Origin of the sequence: uncultured Slackia sp., from assembly GCF_934630525.1 — a bacterium.
Lineage (GTDB): Bacteria > Actinomycetota > Coriobacteriia > Coriobacteriales > Eggerthellaceae > Slackia.
Genome location: NZ_CAKTVX010000001.1, coordinates 420,993 through 442,737, shown reverse-complemented (window position 1 = coordinate 442,737; position 21,745 = coordinate 420,993). Strand labels below are relative to the sequence as shown.

Here is a 21,745-nt window from a genome sequence, read left to right as displayed (position 1 = left end):
CGCGCAGCGGCTGAACGCGCAGCGGCTGAACGCGCAGCGGCTGAACGCGCAGCGGCTGAACGATGGCATCTTTCCCGAAGGGAAATCGCCATCGTTCAGCGCTTGGACAGGGAGGTTTCCGAATGATGCCAGCGAGATACTGCCGCCGATGCGGCAAGGAGCTTCCGCCGAACGCCTCGCCGAGGATGGCCTACTGCAGCGACACGTGCCGCAAGATGGCCAGCAAGAGGCGCAGGCGCGACGAGCGGGCGGCCGCAATACATTCGCAATACAAGGGAATCCAGGCGCCGAGGCCGAAACCGCTCGGGGATGAAGAGGCGGGGCTTCTCATCGCAGAGCTCGAGAGCTGCGCGCTCGGGCTGCAGGCCGCAGCCGAGGCCGCGAGCCCGAAGGCCGCGCCGGTGCTCACGCGCGTGGCCGCCGGCGTGCTTTCCGTGCTCGAATCGGAGGGGCTGCATGGCTAAGGGCAGGGGGAAGAACGCGCCGGACCGCGCCGACGAGCTCGCCGAGCGCGAGGCTGCGCTCATGGCGACCATGCTGCAGGCCATGACCGAGGGCATGCCTCCCGCAGGAGCCGCGCTCATGCGCCAGCTTTCCGAATCGGGAACCGCGCTCAAGGTGCTCAAGCCAGAAGATATGCCGCTGCTCGCCCAGTACGCCGACTTCTGGCAGGTCTACACCGACGCGCGCGAGGGCTACATGTCGCAGCCCGAGGGCATGCGCACGCGCGAGGAGACGGCCACGGGCTTCAAGGCCAATTCCGACATCAAGGTGATGCGCGAGGCGAGCGACCAGATGATGAAGATAGCGAAACAGACGGGGCTCACGCCGGTTGCCCGCGCGCAGCTGCGCCTGGCCGACAGCGCGTCGGCCTCGCTCATGGCCACGGCGTTCCCCGAGCGCATGGCGCGGATGTTCGAGCTAGAGCATGGCAAGGGCTAGGCGCCGCGTCACGCCGAAGGGACGCAAGAAGGCCGAAATCTACGACTACTTCGCGCGCACCCACGTCAGGCACACCGACCGAGAGTGGTACGACAAGCCGTTCCTCTTGGACAAATGGCAGTGGGAGGACATCTGGAAGCCCGTCTTCGGCACGCTCAAGCCCGACGGCACGAGGCGGTACCGCCAAGCGCTCATCGGCGTGAAGCGCTACACGGGCAAGTCCGAGATTTCCGCGCGAATCATGCTCACCGTGATGATGATGGAGCCGATGCCCGAGGGCGAGTACGGCATCATCGCGTCCTCGAAGCCGCAGGCGCAAATCGTCTTCGACAAGATTTGCGCCATGGTCAGGCTCGACCCCGAGCTCTCGGCGGTGTTCGAGGTGCTGAAGAAGGAAATCAGGCACCGCGAGACCGGCGCGACGCTCTCGACGTACCCCGCCGACGAGGCCGCCATCCAGGGCCACCACTTCGTGTGCTGCATCGGAGACGAGGCGCACGTGTGGAAGTCGACGGCCATCTTCTCGGCGATCGTGTCGGGCATGAAAGACCGCAACAGCCTCTTCATCATCATCACGACGGCGGGCAGCAAGAGGCGCGGCGTGCTTTGGGACTACATCATCCCGACGATGCTGGCCAATCCCGACGCCTACGTGATTTGGAAGGGCGCGCAGACCCTCGATGAGCAGCTCGCGGGCGCGAAGTTCAACCCAGCCGACCGCAGGCTGTGGCGCAAGTGCGTCTTCGCCTCGTGGCACACGATGCAGCAGATGGAAGAGCTGTACCGCACGCTGCCGCTCGCGGAATTCGTGCGGTACGAGCTGAACGTCTTCCCGCCCGACGACCTTGGCGCGGACATGGCCTTCAAGCCGTCGCGCCTGAAGAAGTGCGCAGACGCGGGCGAATTCCCGTGGGACGCGCCGCTGTCGATGGGCATCGACGGCGCGAACAGCGGCGACAGCTTCGCGCTCGCCATCGCCGCGAACGACCCCGAGAACAGCTCGGTCGTGCACGCGTACCCCATCATCTTCGACGAGGCCGGCGAGGACGGCTTCTACGACATCGAGCAGATAGAGCAGCTCGTGCGCGAGTACTACGACGAGCGCGACATGCGACGCATCGCCATCGACCCCGCGCGCCTGCTCCTCATGGCGCAGCACCTGCAAAAGAAATGGGGCGTTCCCGTGGAGTCCTTCGCGCAGTCGGGCTCGAACATGGGCGCCGCGTCGGCCTACCTCCTGACGCTCGTCGACGAGGGGCGCCTGAAGATTCACGGCCCCGATTCGGCGAAGCTCATCGAGCACATGGCCAACGCAACGCGCGACGACGCGGGAGCATGGGGCTGGCGACTGGGCAAGACCGCATCGCGCGCCAAAATCGACGGCTGCATCGCGCTCGCCATCGCCGCGCTCGTGCTCGACGCGAACGACGACGGCGCGGCCTGGGGCCTCATGACCGTGTAGGTGACGCTTGGCGGAACATGCCTCCCCGAGAGAAAGGGGACGCATGGGACGAATCATGCGATTTCTGGGCCTCGAGAAGCGAGACGCCCAGGCTGCGGCGGTCGACCTCTCGGACCCCGCCGTAATCGGCTGGCTCGGCGGCGTGCTCGACGGAGGCGTGAGCGAAGAGACGGCCACCACGTGCGTGGCCGTGCTCGCGTGCATCCGCGTGCGCGCCGAGACCCTGGCCAGCCTGCCGTGCCACGCCTACAGGCCAAACGAGAGCGGCGGCATCGACCGCATCGAGGACGGCACCGCCGACCTCTTGGAGCGCAGGCCCAACGACTTCATGACCCCGTACCAGTTCTGGGCCTGGAAGCAGCAATCCGAGGACATCCACGGCAACGCCTACGCGCTCAAGATTCGCAACGGGCGCGGGCAGGTCACGCAGCTGTGGCCGCTCAACGCGGCAGCCATGACGGTGAAGCACGTCGGCGGAAAGATGGCCTACCAGTACGCCGGGGACGAGGACATCCCAGCGCAGCTCATCCACCCGAGCGACCTGCTCCACTTCAAGGGCTCCATCCTCAAAGACCCGTTCGAGGGCGAGAGCCTCGTGCGCCTGACGAAGGGCACGCTCAAGCTCGGCAAGGAGGCCGAGCAGTTCTTCGACATGCTGCTCAACAACGGCAACCATTTCCCGACCTACATCACGGCCGAGCCTGGCACGAACCCCCGCGCGGTAGAGGACTTCAAGGCCCAATTGAAGGGCAAGGCCGGCCTTTGGCACGCGGGCGAGACGCTCGTTTTCGGCCCCGGGCTTCGGCCTGAGCAGAACAAGATGACGCTGCAGGACATGGACTTCTCGCCGCAGCTGAGGTGGAACCTCGAGCAGGTGTCGCGAATCTGGCGCGTGCCGCTGCCGATCATCAACGACCTGACGCACGGCACGTACACCAATTCCGAGCAGGCGAGCATCTGGCTCGCGCAATACACCATGACGCCCGTTTGCAAAGCGACCGAGCAAGTGCTCTCGCTAGGCCTCTTCCCGCGCGGCAGCTACGCCGAATTCAACATGGACGGCTTGCAGCGAGGCGACTACAACTCGCGCACGGCGGGCTACCTGCGCATGACGAGCGGCGGAATCATGACGAGAAACGAGGTGCGCCGCAAGGAGAATCTCAATCCGCTGCCGGGCTTGGACGAGCCGCTCATCTCGCTCGCGAACGGCACGGTTTCCGAGGACGGCTCCGTGGTGAACCCCAACGTGGTCGAACCCGTGGCCAAAGACGCGCGCTCGCGAATCGCGGCGCGATTCGCAAAGGACGGGCCGACCGAACGCAGCTGGGAATTCGCCAGAACCGTGGCGGCTCCCGTGGTGGAGTCGCTCGCGCTGGCGGGAATCGTAGGGACCGTGGACGAATTCGTGGAGGCATGCATTGAGTAACCAGGACAAACAGAAAATCGAAATCCGCTCTTTCTCGCTCGACGGGACCAAGGCGGAAGAGGGCAAGATCTCGGGCCGCGCAATCGCCTTCGGCGAGGCCTCGCGCGACCTCGGCGGCTGGGTCGAGGTGATAGACCGCGACGCCGTGACTTTGGACGATGACCTCTACATCGACTTCGACCACGACAGCGCGCGCATCCTCGGCAGGCAGTCGAACGGCACCCTGTCCGTCGACGTGCGCGATGACGGTGTGAGCTTCGAGGCCGTGCCGCCCGAGACCTCGTGGGCGGCCGACGTGATGGCGATGATGCGCGGCGGTTACGTGTCGGGCTGCAGCTTCGCCATGCGCGTGTTCGACGACGAGTGGAGCACCAAGGACGGCGTGGCCGTGCGCCATGTCAAGGACTGCCACGTATACAGCCTCACGGTGACGGGCATCCCCGCATACCCGACGACCACGGCGGAGGCGCGCGACGCGATGGCCGCGCTCGCGGGTGACCATCCCGAGAACATTGGCGAAGCGGCGGAAGCGGCCGAGCAGCAGGGCTGCGGCGGCGAAGACTCGGGGTCTGGTGCGGAAGCCCGCTATATGGCGTCCCGATTGGGCGCAATCCGAATCGTAGAGAGCGAGAACTAATGACTGTTTTGCAGAAGCTTGAAGAGCGCAGCGCGCAGCTGCAGAAAGACCTCGAGGCGCTCACCGTCAACGGCGAGCTCGGCTCCGAGAACGTCGAGAAATTCAATCGCATCGAGGCCGAATTGCACGGCGTCGAGGGCGCAATCCGCGACGCGAAGGACGCGGAGCTCGACGAGCTGCGCAGCGCCATCGCCGCGATGAAGAAACAGGGCAAGGGCGGCGCCGAGTCCGACGGCGATGAGGTCGCCTTCCGCGACTTCCTCAAGGGCGGCGTCGAGCGAGTCGAGAAGCGAGAGTCCCTCATCGCGGGCACCGACGTGAACGGCGGCTTCCTCGTGCCAGAGAACCTGCACGCGAAGCTCGTCGAGCCGGTGCGCGCGGTGAACCCCATCCTGCGCATGGCCACCACCTTCAACATGATCGGCTCGAACTCTATCGAGCTGCCCGTCAAGGCGACCAACGGCGCGGTCGCCAACGCGACCGAGACCGGCGAGCGCACCGAGCAGAACGCGCCGACCATCGACAACTCGACGCTGACCGCGCACGACTACTACTCCGACCAGCGAGCCACGCAGCTCTACCTCGACGAGGTGGCCGGCGCTGAGTCCATGCTCATGAATTGGATCTACGAGGACATCTACGAGCAGGCCGAGAAGGATGCCGTGGCGGGCGACGGCAAGAGCAAGATCAAGGGTCTCTTCACCGAGTCCTACAAGAGCGCGAAGGTCAAGACCGCAGGCGCCGTGACCGCGGCCGACATCATGGCCATGTACTTCAAGCTCGCGCCCTCGTATCGCGCGAACGCCGCCTTCCTGGTGAACAGCGACACGCTGTGCCAGCTTATGCAGCTGACGCACCCCGCGGCCGCCGGCACCATCCCGTTCGTGACCATGGTCGGCGACAAGCCGTACATCCTCGGCCGCCCCGTCGAGGAGTGCGAGAATGCGCCCGCCATCGGCACGAAGACCACGCCCATCGCCTTCGGCGACATCGCCAAGGCATACGCGGTGGGCATCCACAAGAACACGACCATCCTGCGCGACCCGTACACGGCCACGCCGAAGATTCGCTTCTACGCCTGCGGCCGCATCGGCGGCAAGGCTTGGGACACCAATGCCGCCGTGCTCCTGTCCACCGAGGCGAGCGCCTAATGAAGGCCAAGCTCCTGCGCAAGCTCGACTTCCAGGCATGCACCGCCGATGGCGTGGTGCGCATCTCCGGCGAGGAGGGCGAGACCGTCGAGCTGGGCGAGTTCGCCGAAGCCCTCGTCGCGCAGGGCTGCGCGGCGAAGCCAGCGGTCAAGAAGCCGCCGGCGAAGAAGCCCGAGTAACACTTTGGGGCCGCGAGGAGTCGCGGCCCCTTTTTCGATTGAAAGGAGAACGGATGTTCTTCTACCGAAGCGACGGCGCGAGCTTCGCGCTGTCGGTCAAGACGGACGCCGCCGAGGCCAGCGTGCGCCTGCTCGACGCATCCCTGCGCGCCTGCGGCGAGTTCGCCGCCACGGTCGAGGCGGGCGAGGCCGTGGCCGCGGTGAAGCCGCCGCGCCTGGGCGAGTACACCGCCGAGTGGAGCGATGGGCAAATCCAGCTGCTCGAATTCCGCAGCGAGCCGTACTTCACCGCCGAAGATTTGCGCGCGTACGACCCGCAGCTGTCCGACGGCATCACCGACGCGGACATCGCGAAGGTGCGAGAGCACGTCGAGGACGTATTCGACCGCGCGAGCGGCACGGCATTCGCGCCGCGAGGCGCGTACGAGCGGCACGCGGGCAACGGCACCAACTCGATTCGCCCCGACCACCTCGCTCCGTGCCGAGTCACCAAGTGCCTGGTCGACGGCATGGAATTCGAGGGAGCCGTGGCCTACGGATGGAACGTGTCGTTCCCCGCAATCATCTCGCGCGGCTCTGTCGTGGAGCTGTGGCTCGAGTACGGCTACCGCATCCCGCCGGCCGCGCTGCTGCACAACGCGCTGCTATACGCCGACACCATCGTCGGCCAGCCAGCGACCAACCCGCGCGCCACGGGCCAGTCGGGAGAATTCGGCTACATGCAATTCAGCGTAGCGGGCAAGGACGGCGCGACGGGCATCCCCGAGGTCGACGCATTCCTGTCGAGCGACGAGGCGGCGGGAGGCCACGGCCTCAAGAGGATGGTGGTCGCATGAGCTGGCTGATGGACGCCGTCGACGCGATATCGCCGATGCTCGCGGAGGCCACGGGCCTCAAGCCCGCCGACGGTCTGCCAGACACCATCAAGGCGGGCTGCTGCGGCGTGCTGCTCAACGAGGTGCCCATCGCCTTCGACTTCGAGGAGTCGGGCGGCGAGAGCGACCGCGCGGCCACGCTGACGCTCTACGCCTGCTTCGGCGAGACGGGCAGCCGCTCGGGGGACATGGGCACGGCGGAGCGCGCGCTTCTGGCGATGGACGCATTCAAGGCCGCCATCGAGGCAGACATGAGCCTTGGCGGCGCGGTGCGCTACGCCCGCCTGGCCTCGGCCACGCTCTATTCGGGGCGCGCCGACGACAACAAGCACGAGAGCACCATCGAGATGAAAGTGGAGGTCGACCAATGGTAGAGACGCAAGACCTCACGGCGAAGCGCGCCGTGTCGGTGTCCTCCGGGCGCGTCGAGTACGCCTGGGCGAAGGGCGAGCGCCTGGGTGACGTTCCGAAGAACATAGCCCTGCTGGTCGGCGAGGACTTCGGCCCCGCCGAGAAGAAACGCGAGAAGAAGGAGCCTGCGGATGTCGCTCAATAAGCTGATCTCCAACCTGGCAATCGCGGAGCAGACCGCGCAGGGGACGCCTGCCACCGCTCCGACCTACATCGTCCCGCTCGTCGGCTCCGGCGCGGTCGCGGGCGTGAGCCCGACTGTGACCATCGACGAGGAGACGGGGCAGACCTACGCCATCAACGCCTACGTGGAAGAGGTGGCCACGGGATTCGACGCGCCGACGCGCGCGTACCCGCCAGTGCTCGGCCTGCTGCTCAAGGGCCTGCTCGGCACCGTCAAGACCACGGCGGCGGGCAGCTCTGGCAACCTCTACAAGCACGTCTTCACCGTGTCCCCGACGGACATGGCCACGCCCTGGTGCACCATCTGGGGCAATATGGAGTCCGACGAGGTGAAGACCACCGACGCGAAGGTCGGCGCCATCAAGATTTCCTTCGAGGGCAACAAGCCCCTGGAAATCGCCACCACATACGCCGCGCTTGGCGCGTCCTTCGGCGCCGACGCCGCGCGACCCAAGGGCGGCACCGAGATGGCGGGCATGAAGTACCTCACGCCCAACGGATGCGAGGTGTCCCTCGACGTGGCGGGCGCGTCCTTGGAAGCCCGCAAGATCACGAAGTTCGAGCTCGAGATGAGTCGCAACGTCAATCCCGAGTATTTCAGCGGCTCGCCGCTTCCGGGCGATTTGTCGATGGGCAAATTCGAGGGCAAGACCACCATCACCGTGAAGCCGTCCAACCTCGACGACTTCCGCAAGTCCATCACGGGCAAGGCCGACGGCACCACCGTCCTGGGCGATGTGGTCGAGGGCGCCTTCAAGATCAAGGTGAAGCAGGGCGACGCGAGCCTCGAAATCGAGGCGTCGCGCGTGCCATTCGCCGTCAACTGGCCCGAATCCGACGCGGGCGGCGGAGCCGTTGAGCTCGAGCTCGCGGCCGACAACCTGCTCGGCACCTACGAGGCAGGCCCCATCACCATCACGCTGACCAACGACGTGGCCAGCTACTAAGCGAACAAAAGCAGGAGGAGAAGAAATGGCAACTCGCACCAAGGTGAAGCTGACGGAATTCGAGACGGGCGAAGAGCGCACCGTGTACCTGACCAAGGGACACCTGCTCTTCGTCAACTACGCGCTCGCTCCGACCGCCGACGCATTCACCAAGTCGCTCGTGATGGCCTTCATCGCGGCGCAGCCGTCGGCAAAGACCTTCAAAGGCCCCGCCCTCGTCAAGGCGGCTTCCGACTTCTTCGAGAAGTGGGACTACGAGGAGGTCGCGGAAGGCGAAGAGGCGGAAGAGGCCCTAAGCCCTTTGGCCTAACGGCCCAGGCCCTGGTGCGCGTCTCGCTCGCGAGCGGGCAGCCCGTGTGGCACCTCATGCGAATGCTCGGCCTCGACGGGCTGGACATGGGCGCGGAGGTGTACTCGGCGCTCGAGGACGCGGTCATCGCACGCCAGGCTGGGCAAACCCCTGGCGGGCGCAGCGACAGCGAGTCGAGGGCCGTGCAGATGGCAAGGCGGCTCGCTGGAGCCGCCCGTTAGGAGGGCCAGTGATCAGATTTAAAATCGGAATGGATAGGGGCGTCGCGTCGGTCAAGGGACTGGCGGACGCCCCTATCGATATCAAGCGCAAGGTATCGAAGGAGCTCGTCGCGGTTGGCCGCGACATCGCGTCGAGCGCGCGGGCGATGGCAACGCCGCACCCGCACGGCCTCTACCGGGGCGGCGCGAGGCCTAGCTACTCGACGCGCAAGAAGACCCTGCTGTCTGTCGGCGTTTACGCGACCGACAAAGGCGCCGCCATCACCGAATTCGCCGCAAAGGGCGAGACGGCGAGCGGCAAGGCGCTCGTCGAGGGCCTGAACAAATACTACGAGAAGAAGGGCGGGCCCGGCGGAGGCCGCGTCATATGGGCGGCGTACGACGCCAAGGAGGACGCGTACCGCAAGGCCGTCGAGGACATCGTGACCAATGCCGCGGCGGAGCTGCAGAGGAAGGTGGATTGATGGCCAGGCGTGGCACTGTGAAGCTCACCATCACGAGCGCATTCGACGACAAGGGCACGAAGGCCGCGACTAAGGCGCTGGAAGGCTTCCAGGCGAAGGCGGAGAAGATGCAGGCGTCTTCCGCGGCCGCCGACGCGCTCGCGAAGGCCTCCATCCAAGCCGACAGGCTTTCGGGAAATCTGGAGAAAGCGGGCGGCAAGCTTACCGACCTCGGAGACAGCTATACCAAAAGCGTGACGGCCCCCATCGCCGCGACCGCCGCGGCATCGATGGCCGCCGCCGTGAAAATCGACAGCGCGCTCACGGGCGTGAAGAAGACCGTGGACATGACCGCCGAGGAGTACGAGGCGCTCAAGGATGCCGCCCTCGACTACAGCAAGACCAACGCCGTCAAGGCAGAGGACATCCTCGCCGCGGAAGAGCTCGGCGGCCAGCTGGGCATCGCCAAGGACAACCTGCAGGAATTCGCGGAAATCACCACGGGCCTCGACATCGCGACGAACATGGACGTGGAGCAGGCGTCGACCAACCTGGCGCGCTTCGCGAACATCACGCGCATGTCGGCTGAGGACTACCGCGCATACGGCAACGTCATCGTAGGCCTGGGCAACAACCTGGCCACCACCGAATCGGAAATTTCCGACATGTCGATGCGCATCGCGTCGGCGGGCACGCAGGCGGGCATGACGCAGCCGCAAATCATGGGCATCGCCGGCGCGCTCTCGTCCTTGGGTATGGAGGCCGAGGCGGGCGGCTCCGCCGTGTCCACGGTCATCACCAACATCGACAAGGCGGTTGCCACGGGCGGCGAGTCGCTGGCGGCGTTCGCGGATGTCGCGGGCATGAGCGCCGAGCAATTCGCGGAGGCGTGGAAGAGCGACGCGGCGGGCGCCTTCGAGGCGTTCCTCGGCGGCTTGAGCCAAGCCGAGAACATGAACGTGACGCTCGATGAATTGGGCGTGACCGAGCTTCGCCAGTCCGACGCGCTGCGCCGCCTCGCCGGCAACACCGACCTCCTGGGCAACGCCGTGCAGCTCGCGAACGAGCAGTGGAAGGACGGCAGCGCGCTGTCCGATGAGGTGGCCAACAAGAACGACTCCATGGCCGCGAAATGGCAGATGCTGCAGAACCGCGTCACGGCCGTGGCCGAGGAGGTCGGCGGACCCCTGGTCGATGCCGCGCTCGATGCCGTTGACGCCGCATCGCCGGTGATTCAGTCCATCGAGGACGGCGCGAAGGCGTTCAGCGACCTGAGCAAGGAAGAGCAGGCGAGCATCATCAAGGCCGTGGCCATGGTCGCAGCCCTCGGCCCCGTGCTCTCCATCGGCGGCAGGCTCGTGTCCTCCACGGGCAAGGTCGTGGGCGGCTTCGCGAAATGCGCGGCGAAGATGGCCGAGTGGACGGTCAAGGCCAAGGCGGCGGCCGGCGGGGCCAAGGGGCTCGGCGCGGCGATGGCAGTGGCCAAGACGGGCGCGGGCAACCTCGCCACGAAGCTCGCATCGCTCGGGCCTGGCGCGGCTGCGGGCGCGGCCATCGCGGGCATCGCCCTCTTCGCGTCCACCGTGGTCGAGGCGCGCGCGAGGCAGAAGGAATTCAGCACGGCCACCGACGGCCTGCGCGACGCGCTCGCGAGGGTGCCGAACGCCGCAACGTCGGCGGGTGATTCCGTGGCGGGAATCTCCGGCGGCTGCGCCACGGCCGCAGCCTCGCTCGACGCGGTGATAAAGAAGCAGGCCGAATGGGTTCAGACGCTCAATGACCGAGCCGACGAGACGGCGGCTGGTGTGCAGGTGCTCGAGGGCTACGGCGACGCCATAGAACGGCTCGCCGGCCGCTCTGGCCTGAGCGCGTCGGAATTGGCAGACCTGCAGCTCGCGGTCGACGGCGTGAACGAGAAATGCGGCACGAGCTACACCGTGGCGCAGGACGCGGGCGGCGCGTACCAGGTCATGGCCGACGGCGCGACCGTGGCCAAGGAGGAGATACTGAAGCTCGTCGAGGCGCAGGAGTACCAGCTGCAGCTCGACGCGAGCAAGTCGGGCTACGAGGAGGGCCTGCAGCGGCAGACGGAGGCGGCCGACGCTTTGGCCGCCGCGCAGAAGAACCTTCAGGAGACCACCGAGCGCAACGCCGACGCGAGCAAGTACGGAGCCGATGCCGTGCAGGCCGCGGCGGTCGAGCAGGCTGTGGCGGAGGCGGAAGTGCGCAAGGCGCAGGAGGCCTACGACGCGGCGACCACGGCGGTCGACGGCTACGGCGAGAAGATGACCATCGCGAAGATGGCCATGGAGGGGATGGACGGCGGCTACGCCGCGCTCATCAGCTCCAACCAGCTTTTGCAGTCCACGCTCGCGGGCAACGGCACCTCGCTCGAGGCATTCCGCGCGGCGCTCGCCGACACGGGCGTGAGCGCGGAGACCTTCGCGAGCCTGAACGACGAGCAGCTCACGCAGCTCGCGAGCAGCTACGACGGCACCACGCAAAGCATCATCGACACCTTGAGCGGCTTCGGCATCACCGTGATGGGCAGCGGCCAGACCGCCGGCGCGAACTTCGCCGCCGGCCTCTCGTCCGAGACCCAGGCCGCGGTCAACGCCGCGCTGGCGGTCACGGGCATGTCGCAAAGCGAATTCGACGCGGCGGCTTCTGCGGCAGGCGTGTCGGGCGACGCGGCCACGGCGGCATTCGCCAATGCCATATCCGCCAAGGGGCCTGTCGCGAAATGGGCGGCGCAGGACGTGAGGGGCAAGGCTGAGAGCGGCCTCGACGGGGCCGACAGCTACGGCAAGGGCCAGGACTTCTCGCAGGGCTTCGCCAACGGCATCGGCTCGCTCGTCGGCAGGGTCGCGGAGGCGGCGCGCAGCATGGCGCGCAGCGCCCTCGACGCGGTTGCCGCCGAACAGGCCTCGGCATCGCCATCGAAGAAGACTCGCGCGCTCGGCGATTATTTCGCCCAGGGCTACGCGCTCAACATCGAGGCGGGAGCCGCCGATGCGGCCGCGGCCGCGAGGACCATGGCGGCTTCGGCGCTCGACGCCGCCGAGGGGCCTGCGCCGGAATTCACGGTGAAGCCTGCATACGACGGCGGGATGCAGACGGCAGCGGCGCGCCAGGCCGACACGCGCGAGGCTCAGGCGCAGGCGGTGCGCGACGCGCAGCTCGCCGAGGTGCGTGACCTCTTGGCTACCATGCTTGCCACGATGGAGGACATGCTCGACGGCGGACTTTCGCTCAAGTCGCGCGGGCGCGAGATTGCGAGGTTGGTTGCCGATGCTTGATGAGCTGACATACATCAGCGCGACTGGCGAGGTCGCGACCTTCGGTAGCGGCGCGTACGCCAACGAGAGCGACCTCCGCGACATCGAGTGGAGCTACAGCGCGAGCGGCAAGCGGTGGAAGCTGCGCCGCTCGCGCAGCCAGCGCACCGTGCCGCTGCGCCTCTGCGTGCCGGACGAGGGGGGTTACGAGGAGCGCGACCGAATCGTGTCGCTCATGGAGCGCGACTGCATGGCACAGACTCCCGGCCGCTTCGTGACCGCCAACGGCTACGAGCTCGAATGCTTCGTGGTCGGCCACGCATTCACCAAGTACCTCCTGCGCCCGGGCTACCTGCGCGACGACGCCACAGTCCAGCCCACCGACGGGGCCTGGGTGCGCGGCGATTCCCACAGCTACGCACCGAAGCTCGACGACCCCAACCAAGGCGAATTCCTCGACCTCCCGTACGACCTCCCGTACGACCTCTCATCGCCGCCGAAGGCGACGGAGATAACCGTGGAGGCCACGGGTGCCGACGCGCCTTTCCTGCTTCGCATCTTCGGCCCAGCCGTGAATCCCTATATAAAAATCGCAGGCAACACCTACGGCGCGAAGGCCACGCTCGCGGAAGGAGACCGCCTCGAAATCGACGGGCGCGCCAAAACCGTGACGCTCATCACGGCCGCGGGCGATGCCATCGACGTCTTCGACCAGCGCACGCGAGGCTCGAAGGGCAGCGGCTCGTATGTCTTCGAGCGCGTGCCGCGCGGCGTGAGCAGCCTGGAATGGGACGGCTCATTCGGCTTCGACCTCATTACGTACGACGAGAGGAGCACGCCGCCGTGGAATTGATATACACCGACGCGCAGTGGCACGACCTCGCCGTGGTCGCGGGCTGCGAATTGGATTGCGAATTCGGCCCGGGCTCGCGAAATTCCTGGCAGCTCGAATGCCCCGCCGACGATGCGCCGGCCATGTCAGACGGTTCGCTGCTCTACTGCGACGGCGGCGAGGTTGGCGGCGTGGTCGACGGCATCGCGCCAGACACGGGCGAGGGAACCGTGACATTCAGCGGCCGCACGTGGCACGGCGTGCTCGACGGCAACCTCATCGCGCCGGCAGAGGGCCAGGACTACAAGACCGTGGAGGGCGAGGCGAATGCCGCCATCGGCGCGCTCATCGCCGAGATGGGGCTTTCCGACCTCTTCGCCGCCGCTTCGGCGGATTCGGGCGTGCGCGCGTCGTACCAATTCGGCAGGCCAGCCGCCACGGGCTACCAAGGCCTCGTCGACATGCTCGCGGGCAGCGGCGCGAAGCTGCGGACGCGCTTCGATTCCGCGTCGCGCAAGTGCGTGCTGTCGGCCGCCCCCAAGGGAGACTACTCCACCGAAGAGCTCGACGGAGACCGAATCTCGGTAAAAATCGAGCGCGATTGGAGGCCGGTAAACCACCTCGCGTGCTTCGGCAGCGGCGAGCTCAAAGACCGCATTCGCCTCGACCTCTACGCCGACGATTCGGGCAACGTGTCCAAGACCCAAAGCATCTTCGGCGCGAAGCATCGCGGCGCCGTGTACGACTACAGCAGCGCGGACGCAGAGACGCTTGAGAAGGACGGCAAGAAGAAGCTCGAGGAGCTGCAAGCCGCCGATGAGATTCAAGTGACCCTGCCAGACGATTCCGAGTACGAGATAGGCGACGTGGTGGGAGGCCGCGAACCTGTAACAGGCATCTACACCACGGCCACGCTCACGCGCAAGACCGTGATCATGGACGGCGATGGCGAGACCGACGTGCGCTATGAGGCGGGAGGCACCGCCTCGGGCGTGTCGCTCTCGAACACGTCGGGCGGCGGCGGAGGCCACGCCTACCTGGCGGGCAAGGGCCTGACGCTGAGCAACTACACCTTCAGCGCCGAAGTCGATTCCGAGGCCTTGGCGGCTGTCGACGCGAAGGCCAAAAAGGCCGCTACCGACGCCTCGGAATCGCTCCAGACGTGGGCGCAGGCAAGCATCGCCATGGGCGAGGTGGCCACGCTCGCGGAAGGCGCCAAGGCCACCGCGTCGCTTTCGGGCGAGGGCCTCAAGAAGACGCTCTCGCTGGGCATCCCCAAGGGGGAGAAGGGCGAGCGCGGGGAACGCGGCGAGCAGGGGCCTGCCGGAGTGCAGGGGCCGCAAGGCGCCCAGGGGCCGAAGGGCGACGCAGGGCCGAAGGGCGAGCGCGGCGAGCAGGGCCCGCCCGGTACCGCATCGGCGGTGACCGTGAGGGAGATGTTCGAGGCGTCGCACCCGGTAGGGACGTACATGGAGACGAGCGGCTATGACCCGTCGGACTACGGCGGCGAATGGAGCATGGTGCCCAGCGTAGGGCCTTACACATGGCTCAGGACGAAGTAAAGGAGACAAGCATGGCGAAGACTGACGGAATCACGCATTACGTGTGCGACCGATGCGGGGCCGACGCGTACCTGGCCGCGAATTCGGCGGCATCGGCGGACTGGCGCGAGGTCGAGCGATTCGACCAGTACGGCAGCAAGGCGAGCCGACTGCTCTGCAAGGCCTGCACGGACGCGTACAAGCAGCTCGCGGCCAAGCAGGACGCGGCTTTCCAGGAATTCATGGCGAAGAAGGACTAGCCGATGGGCCAGACAATCAAGCTCGACACGCGAAAGCGCGAGGACAAGTACGGCGAGGCGCGAATCGCCCCGCTGCGCCGAGGCGAGCGCAACAATGTGCTCCTGACCGTGAAGGTATGCGCGAACGGCGCTCCCTACGACTTGGTGGGCAAAACTGCGAGCCTGGTCGCCACGACCGCGGCTGGCAAGCTGGTCGGCCCGTATCCGATGGAGGTCGTCAAAGCAGGCATCGCGCGAATCATGCTGCCTGTGGCTCTGTATTCCGCAGTAGGCACGTTTACGGGGTACATCGAAATCCGCAAAGGCGACGAGCTGGTCGATACCACCGATTCATTTGCGGGTAGCGTCCTCGACTGCATCGACGCCGACGGCGAGCAGGCAGAGGAGTACAAGCCGCTCATCGCCGAGGTGAGGGAAGCGACTGCGAAGGCGCTCGCGTCCAGAATCATCCACGCCGAGGCTGAGGCGCTCGACCCCGGCAGCGATGCGACCGCGAGCTTGGTGCCGGAGGACGGTGCGCAATGCCTGCGCCTCGGCATCCCGAGAGGCGACATCGGTGCCAAGGGTGACCGTGGCGAGAAGGGCGAGCAGGGGCCGCAGGGCATCCAGGGGCCACAGGGCGTGAAGGGCGACACTGGTCCTCAAGGCGCTCAGGGCCCGCAGGGAGTCAAAGGCGAGAAGGGTGACCCGTTCACTTACGACGACTTCACCGAGAGCCAAATCGCGGAACTCCAGCGACCGGCGACCAAGGCCGCAACGGTCGCTAACAAAGCCGCGGAAGACGCTCGGACAGCCATGGCTGAGGTGAAGGCCACGGAAGCGAAGCTGTATCCCGCCGCCGAGAACATCCTCGTGGGCGGCGAATCGGGCACCGTGGCGCACGTGGAAGACGCTTTCAACGGCGCAGCGCTTCGCGGGATCGTGGTAGAGGGTGCGGCCAAGCAGGACGGAATCCCAAGCCCCGAAGAGCCGAAGGCAATCACCGTGATTGAGCATCCTACGGTGAAGGTGGTGGGGCGAAATTTCCTGAGCGGCTCAAGGTTGGCCGAGATTCTGCCTAGGTACTACGTTGCTGACGACGGTAAGGTTAAGGCGCTCGAATCTTGCTCCATTGCTTGGGCCGCTGTTCCGTCATACGGCACGCTACCCGCTGGAACCTACTGGGTAAGCGGTGACGTTTCTTTTGAAATTAGAAGAGCGAGCGACAACTCGGAACTAAGATACGGCAACGGCGCGTTCAAACTCGGCAGCGACACCGAGGTGAAGATAAAGGTTCTGGCTGGGCGGCCTGAATACCCTGTTACCGCAGAAATCCAGCTTGAGCGGGGAACAGCCCCGACAGCCAGCGTCACCTATGCAGGGCAATCCCTCGCCTTCACCCTCCCCGCAGAGCATCCATATTTGGCGAAGCTCCACGACGGCACGGCGGATGAAATCGTGGTGGACGCAGAGGGGAATGTGGAGCTGGTTGCTCGGGTTGCGAAGGTTGTCCTCGATGGCTCCCAGATATTCGCTGACTGCAAGTTTGGCGACTCCAAAACTTACTACGAGACGATTCGGCCAATCGGGAGCGGAGTGGTAAATGTCGAGCAGTGGGGCGGCATGTTCGATAGGTTCGAGACGGCTAACCCATATAGCTACGGTTCAAAGGTTTGCGCTTACTCTTTCGCCAACACCAACGGCACCATATTCCGTATAAGGCCGAGCGAGACGTTCGCGAATGTGAGCGCGTTCGCCGACTGGCTGAAGAAAAACCCCGTGACCTGCTATTACTGCGACACAGAGCCGAAGGCATACAGACTGGGCAAAATCGACATGCCAAAAGCCCAAGACAGCATCGTAAACGTGTGGACTGATGCGGAAGTCACGCCGAACACTGGCATCGAGTACGTGCGGGACGTGAACATCGTCGTGGCGCACCTCGAATCCGCAATCGCATCCATCACCGAAGGTTAGGAGAAGACATGGCAATCCGAAGCAAGGCCCGCCACGACCTCACGCTGCGCAGCATCAAGCGCGAAATCCAGGCTGGCCGTGACGTGGCGTACTGGCTCGACAAGGCCTACGCGCACCTGGACAGCGGCCTTTTCGACGAGGCCGACATCGCAGAGGTGGAAGAGCTCGCGGCGGCGTACTACGATGCGCTCGACCGCGCTGAGGAGCCGACCGAGCAGGAAGGGGAGCAGTAATGTCATTCGAAATCGTTGACGGCATGACCGGAAGCAAACACATCTCCAGCGACGACCTGTCGGCGCTCAACACGGCCACCATCGGCGAGGAGAACTGCGTGCTGTGGTACGGAGACAACTTCGACCTGACGATGTCTTCGGCGAACCACGTGACGCTCGGAACTGGCGTGGGCATGGTCGGCGGCAAGCGATTCTGGAACCAGGCGCCGACGACGCTGACGATTGAGAGCGGCGGGCAGGGCGTGTTCCGAAACGACATCATCGTGGCGCGCTACTCGCGCACGGCTGAGGGCATCGAGAGCATCGAGCCCGTCGTCATCAAGGGCACGCCGACAACCGTCCCGCCGTCCGACCCAGAGGTACCGGCGAGCGATTTGAAGCTTTGGCGCATCACGCTCAACGGAGTCAACATCACGAGCACGAGGTCGCTCTTCAGCGCCGTGACCCCGCTCGCGACGCTCGGGAGCTGGGTGTCGGAAGCTACCGCCGACTCGAATTGGTACGCCGCGTACAAGACCGACGAAATCGACATCCGCGCCCGCCGAATCGGCAGCACGGTCTTCCTGAACGGCAAGATTCGCGCGTACGAGATAAACACCTCGTGGAAGAGCATCACCACGATTCCGTGGTGGGGAAGGCCCGACATCCAGACGTACTTCTCTGGAGCGCCGACCGAGGGCAACAACGTCGTGCAGATGAACATCGAGCCCGACGGCGTCTTGTACGCGAAGACGATGGGCGGCACGGTCAAGGGCGTCACGTTCAGCGCGTGCTTCCCGAAGAACGTGTAAGGGCTGGCGAGGACAACCGAATCATGAGACCCCAGGCGGGCAACGGCGACGCGCCGACCCGCCTGGGGTTTTCTTTTGCGCGGCGAAAACTGCGTCGCGTGACCACTCGCGCAGAATCGAGGCAGGGACGGCTGGCAGAAGGGAGACGGATTGGACATGGCGGCAATCGCCGCGAGCGTTATCAGCGGCCTTTCGCTGGCCGCTATCACTGGCCTTGCGGGCTTCATGTCGAGGCAGATGGAGGAGATTCGGGACGAGTGGGGCGCGATGAGGACCGCCCAGCGAAACGCGCTCAAGGCCTCCATCGTGCAGTCGTACGAGGCGGCGCAGCGCGACGGCTACATAAGCGCGTGCGAGCTGGAGACGATGAACAGGCGAGCCGAGAGCTACTACGCGCTCGGCGGGAACAACTACGTGCACGCGCTGATGAGGCACGCGAACGAGGACTTCGAAGTACGAGGGGAAATACCGAGATAGGAGGACGAATGAATATCAATTGGATTCTGCGGCTGAAGAACAAGGCCACGCTCACCGCGCTCATCGCGGCGGCGCTGGCTTTCGGCTACCAGGTCGCGGGCATCTTCGGCGTGGTGCCGCCGGTGTCGCAGGACGCGGTGGCGCAGGCCGCGATGCTGGCGGTGAATCTGCTGGTCGCGCTCGGCGTGGTGGTAGATCCGACCACGCAAGGAGTCGGGGACAGCGAGCGAGCCATGGGCTACACGGAGCCGAAGGGGGAGTAATGGACGAGGAAGAAATCAACGGCATGGGCAAGGGCGACCCGAGCGACGGCCCAATCGAAGGGGTGGGCCGATGAGCCTGACCTGGTACGGCACGCCGAATTTCAGCTACGGCAACAACGGCCGCTTCTACATCTTCGTGCACATCTGCGAAGGATGGTGGGACGGCAGCATCGCGACGCTCCAGAATCCTGCCCGCCAGGCTTCAGCGCACTACGTAATCAGCGGCAGCGACGTGGCCCAGCTGGTGAGCGAGAACGACACGGCCTGGCACTGCGGCAATTACTGGTACAACCGCCGAAGCCTCGGCATCGAGCTTTGCGGCACCACGGCGAACCCGCCGAGCACCGAGACGCTGGACACCTGCGCGAAGCTGCTCGCGGACATGTCGAAGCGCCACCTCGGGGGCGAGAAGCTCGTGCACGGCGAGAACATCATCTACCACCGCGAGGTATACGCGACCTCGTGCCCGTCCACGACCAACGTCGACTACGCGGTCGCGCAGGCGAACAAGCTCCTGGGCTACGGCGGCGAGGACTACCCGTCTGGCTGGCAGCAGGACGCCGAATGCCGCTACTGGTACGCCAACGGCGACGGCACCTGGCCGACGGGCTGGGCGAAGATAGGCGACGCCTGGTACTGGTTCGACAAGAGCGGCTACATGCGAGCTGGCTGGCTTTCCGACGGCGGCAAGTGGTACTTCCTCAACGACCAGCACGACGGCGCCTTCGGCGCGATGGTCACGGGCTGGCGCGAAATCTCGGGCAAGTGGTACTACTTCACTCCATCGGGCGCGATGGCGACGGGCTGGCAGCTCGTCGACGGCGCGTACTACTACATGGACGAGAGCGGCGAGATGGTCAAGGGCTGGCAGCTCGTCGACGGCAAGTGGTACTGGCTCAAGGATGACGGCTCCATGAGCAACGACGAGGTTTTGCGAATCGACGGCAAGTTCTACGGCTTCGACGAGACGGGCAAGATGCTCGCGCACTCGCTGGAGGCCTAGGGGCTCCGACAAGCTGCGACAGAGCTATGACAAAGGGACGCTTTCGGGCGTCCCTATTTTTGCGTTTATTCCAGTGGGGTGGGGCGCGCCTGGAAACGGGCGGCGGAATATCCCAGGCATATCCTAAGTGGCCGTAAATGGTCGAAAACCTCGTAATCCTCGGAATCAAAACCGCAGGTGGCGTAACGGTTGACGCTCCTCGGAGCCATCTGCTAGAATAACCAAGCTCATTTGCCAGTGTGGCGCAACGGTAGCGCAACTGATTTGTAATCAGTCGGTTGCAGGTTCGATTCCTGTCACTGGCTCCATGATCGAACTAAGGCCGACATACCGTCGGCCTTTTTTATGGATGCCGCGCGGCGTTCTGAATGACGCTTTGATTTTCGATTGGCGATCGCGCTCGAGTTGCGATTCCGTTCTCATTCGAGTCGCTGCGCTTGGCCAGGATGCTGCTCGTTTGTTTTGAGCGCGGTTGTGGTTCGTGTTTGCTTCATGCAATTGAACCGATAGGGATGAAGGCATATGCGCAAACGTTATTTCTTTTTCGATATCGATGGCACGTTGGCTGCGGGGCCGATTATGGGGCGGTATATCCCCGAATCGACGAAGCGGGCGCTTGAAATCTTGGAATCTGAAGGCCATTTCCTCGCGATATGCACGGGACGCCTGCATGCAATGGGTGAGGGTTTCATGCATGAACTCGGCTTTCGGAATATGGTGGCCGACGGCGGCAATAGCCTTACGCTCAATGGCGAGTTTTTGGGAATCAAGCCGCTCGATACGCAAGCATGTATCGACGTGATTGAGGAATGCGAGCGTCTCGGCGTTGTTTGGGCAATCTCTTTCGACGATTCCCGCCGCCGCTGGACTCGCTATGCCAACTACGACGCGCTTGTGCACGATTCGTATATGAAAACGGTTGTTGACCCTGGGCTCGATTATCGTTCGATCGAGTGCTTCTACAAGGTCTATGTGATTTGCTCGCCTGAAGAAGAGGCGCGCATCGCTTCTCTGTCGAAGGTGCCCACGGCGCGTTTCAGCCCGTATGCCGTATTCGTTGAACCCGTTGATAAGGGCGAGGGAATCAAGCGCTGCATGGCGCGTTTGGGGGTGCCGATTGAAGATGTCGTGGTATTCGGTGACGGCAGCAACGACGTGTGCATGTTTTTGCCCGAATGGACGAGCGTTGCCATGGGAAACGCCATCGATGAGCTGAAGCAGCGCGCCGATTACGTGACGACCGATGTCGACGATGACGGCATCTGGAACGCATGCGTCCACCTAGGATTCATCGACGCCTGACAAGCCCGCTTAAAACCTGTTAAATGCTTGTAGCGTTTAACAGGTTTTCTATTTCCTCGGCTGCTTCTTTGCGCGGTCGGTGAGTCGCCAGCGGTAGTTTGGGTTGTGTTTGAGGAAATTCCTGCGGCAAATGAACGTAATGCCGAGCATGATGAGCGTGGTCGCCAAGCATGTAATGAAGAAATCGGCCACAAACGCATTGCTTTCAATCCATGCGTAGAGCGTTGCGAGCGCAAAAAGAATCGACAGGCCGCCGTTTAAGGCGATGAAGATTTTTATGACGGCCTCTTTGGCGCGCGCCGGCGTGTATCGCCACGACATGAATACATAGACGACGACACCGATAATCGCGAGTATCGCGAGAAGAGGCAAGACGCGGTATAGACGCGCTGCGAGCATTGCGGGCATGAAGCCCTCCTATCATTGAAACCGCGCCATGCGCGGAGTGTTCGTGTACGCCTTCATGATATCGCATAGTCCGAATGCTCATGATGGCAATGCAATGCATGGGTTTGAGGATTTCTGCTCTCGAGACCCAATGCTCCGTGTGTGGGCCCGCAAAGACGCATATGACCGTGAGAATTTGCCGATTATTTGCATGGTTTAATAGCAAAATTGCTTT

General features: G+C 64.7%; 25 protein-coding genes and 1 tRNA gene. 25 read left to right on the top strand and 1 reads right to left on the bottom strand.

The window, feature by feature from the left end; translation table 11 throughout:
* Positions 1 to 122 precede the first annotated feature (122 nt).
* From Q0D41_RS02020 to Q0D41_RS01900, 25 genes are all read left to right on the top strand, one after another.
* The gene (locus Q0D41_RS02020) at positions 123 to 464 is read left to right on the top strand and encodes a hypothetical protein (protein ID WP_294374420.1); all 342 of its coding nucleotides are present in this window, start codon (positions 123 to 125) and stop codon (positions 462 to 464) included.
* Complete coding sequence (locus Q0D41_RS02015; RefSeq protein WP_294374415.1) at positions 457 to 942, top strand: P27 family phage terminase small subunit; 486 nt, start codon at positions 457 to 459, stop codon at positions 940 to 942. The genes Q0D41_RS02020 and Q0D41_RS02015 overlap by 8 nt, the downstream gene beginning before the upstream one ends.
* Entirely contained in the window at positions 929 to 2,404 is a 1,476-nt protein-coding gene (locus tag Q0D41_RS02010) for a terminase large subunit domain-containing protein (protein ID WP_294374410.1), read from the top strand. The genes Q0D41_RS02015 and Q0D41_RS02010 overlap by 14 nt, the downstream gene beginning before the upstream one ends.
* 43 nt (positions 2,405 to 2,447) lie before the next feature.
* A complete protein-coding gene (locus tag Q0D41_RS02005) occupies positions 2,448 to 3,830 on the top strand; it encodes a phage portal protein (RefSeq protein WP_294374407.1) in 1,383 nt (460 codons plus the stop codon).
* Positions 3,823 to 4,467, top strand: a complete 645-nt coding sequence (locus Q0D41_RS02000) for an HK97 family phage prohead protease (protein ID WP_294374404.1) — start codon at positions 3,823 to 3,825, stop codon at positions 4,465 to 4,467. Before Q0D41_RS02005 ends, Q0D41_RS02000 begins: the two co-directional genes overlap by 8 nt.
* Positions 4,467 to 5,618 carry a phage major capsid protein gene (locus Q0D41_RS01995; protein ID WP_294374402.1) on the top strand — a complete coding sequence of 384 codons (1,152 nt, stop codon included), beginning with the start codon at positions 4,467 to 4,469 and terminating at the stop codon, positions 5,616 to 5,618. Before Q0D41_RS02000 ends, Q0D41_RS01995 begins: the two co-directional genes overlap by 1 nt.
* The gene (locus Q0D41_RS01990; RefSeq protein ID WP_294374399.1) at positions 5,618 to 5,797 is read left to right on the top strand and encodes a hypothetical protein; all 180 of its coding nucleotides are present in this window, start codon (positions 5,618 to 5,620) and stop codon (positions 5,795 to 5,797) included. The genes Q0D41_RS01995 and Q0D41_RS01990 overlap by 1 nt, the downstream gene beginning before the upstream one ends.
* Positions 5,798 to 5,835: 38 nt before the next feature.
* Complete coding sequence (locus Q0D41_RS01985) at positions 5,836 to 6,633, top strand: hypothetical protein (RefSeq protein ID WP_294374396.1); 798 nt, start codon at positions 5,836 to 5,838, stop codon at positions 6,631 to 6,633.
* Complete coding sequence (locus Q0D41_RS01980; RefSeq protein WP_294374393.1) at positions 6,630 to 7,046, top strand: hypothetical protein; 417 nt, start codon at positions 6,630 to 6,632, stop codon at positions 7,044 to 7,046. Before Q0D41_RS01985 ends, Q0D41_RS01980 begins: the two co-directional genes overlap by 4 nt.
* On the top strand, positions 7,040 to 7,228 hold the full coding sequence (locus Q0D41_RS01975) for a hypothetical protein (RefSeq protein ID WP_294374391.1): 189 nt from the start codon (positions 7,040 to 7,042) through the stop codon (positions 7,226 to 7,228). Before Q0D41_RS01980 ends, Q0D41_RS01975 begins: the two co-directional genes overlap by 7 nt.
* Positions 7,215 to 8,213: a phage tail tube protein gene (locus Q0D41_RS01970; protein ID WP_294374388.1), complete on the top strand. Its 999-nt coding sequence runs from the start codon at positions 7,215 to 7,217 to the stop codon at positions 8,211 to 8,213. The genes Q0D41_RS01975 and Q0D41_RS01970 overlap by 14 nt, the downstream gene beginning before the upstream one ends.
* Before the next feature lie 25 nt (positions 8,214 to 8,238).
* Entirely contained in the window at positions 8,239 to 8,523 is a 285-nt protein-coding gene (locus Q0D41_RS01965) for a hypothetical protein (RefSeq protein ID WP_294374385.1), read from the top strand.
* A 229-nt stretch (positions 8,524 to 8,752) separates the two neighbouring features.
* Positions 8,753 to 9,208, top strand: coding sequence for a hypothetical protein (locus Q0D41_RS01960; protein ID WP_294374381.1), 456 nt, complete (start codon positions 8,753 to 8,755; stop codon positions 9,206 to 9,208).
* The gene (locus Q0D41_RS01955) at positions 9,208 to 12,486 is read left to right on the top strand and encodes a phage tail tape measure protein (RefSeq protein WP_294374377.1); all 3,279 of its coding nucleotides are present in this window, start codon (positions 9,208 to 9,210) and stop codon (positions 12,484 to 12,486) included. Before Q0D41_RS01960 ends, Q0D41_RS01955 begins: the two co-directional genes overlap by 1 nt.
* Positions 12,479 to 13,318: a hypothetical protein gene (locus Q0D41_RS01950; protein ID WP_294374373.1), complete on the top strand. Its 840-nt coding sequence runs from the start codon at positions 12,479 to 12,481 to the stop codon at positions 13,316 to 13,318. Before Q0D41_RS01955 ends, Q0D41_RS01950 begins: the two co-directional genes overlap by 8 nt.
* A complete protein-coding gene (locus tag Q0D41_RS01945) occupies positions 13,309 to 14,859 on the top strand; it encodes a collagen-like protein (RefSeq protein WP_294374371.1) in 1,551 nt (516 codons plus the stop codon). Before Q0D41_RS01950 ends, Q0D41_RS01945 begins: the two co-directional genes overlap by 10 nt.
* 11 nt (positions 14,860 to 14,870) lie before the next feature.
* Entirely contained in the window at positions 14,871 to 15,098 is a 228-nt protein-coding gene (locus tag Q0D41_RS01940; protein ID WP_294374368.1) for a hypothetical protein, read from the top strand.
* Positions 15,099 to 15,101: 3 nt separating this feature from the next.
* On the top strand, positions 15,102 to 17,054 hold the full coding sequence (locus Q0D41_RS01935; protein WP_294374365.1) for a collagen-like protein: 1,953 nt from the start codon (positions 15,102 to 15,104) through the stop codon (positions 17,052 to 17,054).
* 8 nt (positions 17,055 to 17,062) lie between these two features.
* A complete protein-coding gene (locus tag Q0D41_RS01930) occupies positions 17,063 to 17,287 on the top strand; it encodes a hypothetical protein (RefSeq protein WP_294374362.1) in 225 nt (74 codons plus the stop codon).
* Positions 17,287 to 18,078, top strand: coding sequence for a hypothetical protein (locus Q0D41_RS01925; RefSeq protein ID WP_294374359.1), 792 nt, complete (start codon positions 17,287 to 17,289; stop codon positions 18,076 to 18,078). Before Q0D41_RS01930 ends, Q0D41_RS01925 begins: the two co-directional genes overlap by 1 nt.
* Positions 18,079 to 18,234: 156 nt before the next feature.
* Positions 18,235 to 18,555: a hypothetical protein gene (locus tag Q0D41_RS01920; RefSeq protein ID WP_294374116.1), complete on the top strand. Its 321-nt coding sequence runs from the start codon at positions 18,235 to 18,237 to the stop codon at positions 18,553 to 18,555.
* An 8-nt stretch (positions 18,556 to 18,563) separates the two neighbouring features.
* Positions 18,564 to 18,818 (top strand): phage holin, encoded by a 255-nt coding sequence (locus Q0D41_RS01915; protein WP_294374357.1) that lies wholly within the window; start codon positions 18,564 to 18,566, stop codon positions 18,816 to 18,818.
* A 70-nt stretch (positions 18,819 to 18,888) separates the two neighbouring features.
* Positions 18,889 to 19,821, top strand: coding sequence for an N-acetylmuramoyl-L-alanine amidase (locus tag Q0D41_RS01910; RefSeq protein WP_294374121.1), 933 nt, complete (start codon positions 18,889 to 18,891; stop codon positions 19,819 to 19,821).
* A gap of 233 nt (positions 19,822 to 20,054) precedes the next feature.
* Positions 20,055 to 20,129 (top strand) — tRNA-Thr (locus Q0D41_RS01905).
* Positions 20,130 to 20,343: 214 nt separating this feature from the next.
* Entirely contained in the window at positions 20,344 to 21,123 is a 780-nt protein-coding gene (locus Q0D41_RS01900) for an HAD hydrolase family protein (protein WP_294374355.1), read from the top strand.
* 48 nt (positions 21,124 to 21,171) lie between these two features.
* Here Q0D41_RS01900 and Q0D41_RS01895 read toward each other — a convergent pair whose 3' ends face one another.
* Positions 21,172 to 21,531 carry a hypothetical protein gene (locus Q0D41_RS01895; protein ID WP_294374352.1) on the bottom strand — a complete coding sequence of 120 codons (360 nt, stop codon included), beginning with the start codon at positions 21,529 to 21,531 and terminating at the stop codon, positions 21,172 to 21,174.
* Positions 21,532 to 21,745 lie beyond the last annotated feature (214 nt).